Source organism: Chitinophaga sp., from assembly GCF_035564935.1.
Taxonomy (GTDB): Bacteria; Bacteroidota; Bacteroidia; order Chitinophagales; family Chitinophagaceae; genus Chitinophaga.
Genome location: NZ_DATMTE010000409.1, coordinates 1 through 3,293, shown reverse-complemented (window position 1 = coordinate 3,293; position 3,293 = coordinate 1). Strand labels below are relative to the sequence as shown.

The following is a 3,293-nucleotide window of genomic DNA, read 5'->3' as shown; positions in this document are numbered from 1 at the left end:
CCAGGCCCAGACCAATACAGTAGAATTTGGACAAAATCGTGTGCAGTTCAAGAACTTTAAATGGAGATATTATCAGAGCCGCCATTTCAACACCTATTTCGCCCAGAACGGGTTGGAACTTGGTAAGTATGCGGCACAGGTAGCCGAAAAGGAATTGCCCCAGCTGGAGCAGTTCATGGAATCAAACCCAAGGCAGCGTATTAATATTGTGGTTTACAACTCTTTCGGGGAAATGAAGCAGTCCAACATCGGGATTGGCGTGGACTGGCAGAATACGGGAGGGGTCACCAAACTGGTGGGCAATAAAATGATCGTTTATTTCGACGGCAACCACGAAAACCTCCGCCGCCAGATCCGGCAAGGGATAGCCCGTATTATGCTGGAAACACTGCTGTTTGGGGAAGATATCGGCGAATTTGCTGGTAATGCCGCCCTGATCGACTTCCCGAAATGGTTCACAGACGGCTTTATTGGCTATGCAGCAGAAAACTGGACCGCCAAACAGGACGAAGAACTGAAACTCATCATCATGTCCGGCAAGTACAGCAACTTCAACGCCCTTGCCTATGACCATACCCTCCTGGCCGGCCAGGCCTTCTGGTACTACGTGGAAAGCAAATATGGCAAAGATGCCGTGCCTTACCTGATGTACATCACCCGTATTAACCGCGGGCTGAAAAAAGGATTTGAACAGGTGCTTAACAAAACACCAAAGAATGCTACCAAAGACTTTTTCGTATTTTATCAGAAAAGATTCCAGGAAGATAACCGCAGAAGGAAAACTTCCGCCAAAGGCCGCACTATTGTAGCCCAGGAAATTACTCCCAAAGCCGATTACTACCGCTTCAACCCTAATCCTAAAAATAATTCATATGCTGTAGTTCAGTTCAGGAAAGGCGTATACAGGGTACAGATCCAGCTTGGCTGGAACAAACCTAAAGTATTGCTGCATAGCGGTGTAATGCAACTAGCCAACCAGGTAGATCCGAACTACCCGCAGATGGCATGGAACACAAAAGGGAACCGCCTGGCTGTTGTGTATGAGCACGAAGGCAAAACCAAACTGATGATCTATGACCTCATTACCCGTACAACTATACGTCAGCCGCTGCCCCAGTTCGACCGGGTTATCGACTTTAAATACATGCCGGTACAGGAAAATACCCTGTTACTCTCTGCCGTGAAAAACGGTCATACCGACATCTTTACCTACAATATCAGCAATTCCAAAACAGACCAGATCACCAACGATGTGTATGATGACCTGGATCCTTCGTTTGCCGCATTCCCCGGCAAAAGCGGTATCCTCTACTCCTCCAACAGGCCCGGTCCTAAAGGAAGAGGAAGCGATACCTCGCTGATGAACAGGCCATTCAATATATTCATGGTAGACAACTGGAACAAAAGCTCCGAGAAGCAGATCACCCAGCTGACCGACCTGCAGTATGGTAATGCCAAACTGCCTATGCAATACAATACCACCCATTTTACCTTTGTTTCTGATGCCAACGGTATCCGTAACCGTTATGCCGGCTTCTTCAAATCACAGGCCGATGGCGTGGATTCTCTCTTCTATGTAGGCTCCGAAATACTCCATAACCCCGACCAGGAAGAACTGGATTCTACCCTGGCAGCTTATGGCTCCACAGCTCCGGATTCAGTGGAAGCAGTCACCATCACGAAAGATTCTACTTACACTTTCCCTATCTCCAACTATCCTTATGGTATCCAGGAATCAAGGATCACCGGTGAAAAAGGAGAAGTATCAGAAGTGGTGCAATATGCAGATATCAAACGCCTGATGAAGCTGAAAGTAGACACCGTGGTGTTGAAAAAAAGGAATATAACGGCAAAAAACACCAATTTCAGGAGAGCACAGATGCATGCAGACAGCTTACGTTTAGGCCTGCCTACCTACCTGGCGCCAATGAAAGATACGTCTACGCATCCTAACTTCTTCCAGAATGAGTTTGGGAATGAGCCGGCTGATACCTCCACCGCTATTACTATAAACGAGCCAGCGCTGTTTGAAAAAAGAAAAGAAGAATCGATCCTCAAAAAGTCGAAACTGTTCCCTTATAAATTCAAATTTGCATCGGACTACCTGATCCTGCAACTGGATAACTCCATCCTGGTAAATAAATACCAGCCGTTTACCGGTCCGCCAAGCGGCCCTATCCGCCTTACCGACCCGGTGAACGGATTAATCCGCATTGGAGTAAGCGATTTGTTTGAAGATCTGAAATTCAATGGCGGCTTCCGTATTCCGTCTTCCCTGCAGGGTTCCGAGTATTTCTTTTCGGCCAGTTACCTGAAGAAACGATTCGACTATAAATTTACCTACTACCGCAAAGTAGATAAGAACAACGGGTTTTCTATCCGCGACCAGTTTGGCAACGATTCCGCATTTATTCCTGCCAAAATGATCACCAACATCTACCAGGGTGAAATGAGATATCCTTTTGACCAGGTGAGAAGCATCCGCTTATCTGCCGGTATCCGTACAGACAAGCTGGTGATGCAGGCGGTAGACAAACCATCCCTGATAAACAAGGATTACAAGGAAACCTATGCGTTAATGCGCCTGGAATATGTATACGACAATACCATTAACCCCGCTATTAATATCTGGAATGGTACCCGTTATAAAATTTACGGGGAAACCAATGCCCAACTGACCAACGGCGGACTGAACGAGCTGTTTAACCCTGGTCTTTCTGCAGCTGCACAGGGCAGGTTTACCTATAACATGGGAGTGGATATCCGTCACTATACCAAAATTTACCGCAACTTTATATGGGCCACCCGTTTTGCCATGGATATGTCGTGGGGAACCCGCAAGCTGCTGTATTACCTGGGCGGTATCGACAACTGGCTGAACCCGCAGATCAATACCAGGAACCCTGTAAACCTCAGTGAAAACTATGCTTTCCAGACCCTGGCCGGTAATCTGCGTGGCTACAAGCAGAATGCAAGAAATGGTAATAACGTGATGTTGCTGAACACAGAACTCCGTTTACCGGTGTTTGCCACTTTCATCGACAAACCCATCAACTCTGCTTTCCTGCGTAATTTCCAGGTAACTTCCTTTATTGATATCGGTACTGCATGGAATAAAAAGCTGAGCTTTAAAGACGCCAACTATACTACTTATGACGATGGACAGGGCATAACCACCCGTATCAAAGAAGGCTTCCTCGGACCGTTTGTAGGTGGCTATGGTTTTGGTGCGCGTACCACTATTGCCGGCTACTTCCTCCGCGCTGATGCCGGCTGGCCGGCTGTCGCGTTTT

The 3,293-nt window shown here is 47.2% G+C and carries 1 protein-coding gene; it reads left to right on the top strand.

Annotation, left to right across the window (positions count from 1 at the left end):
• Nucleotides 1-3,293: hypothetical protein (locus tag VN105_RS10735; protein WP_325640668.1), on the top strand; the 3,293-nt coding region annotated here is incomplete at both ends.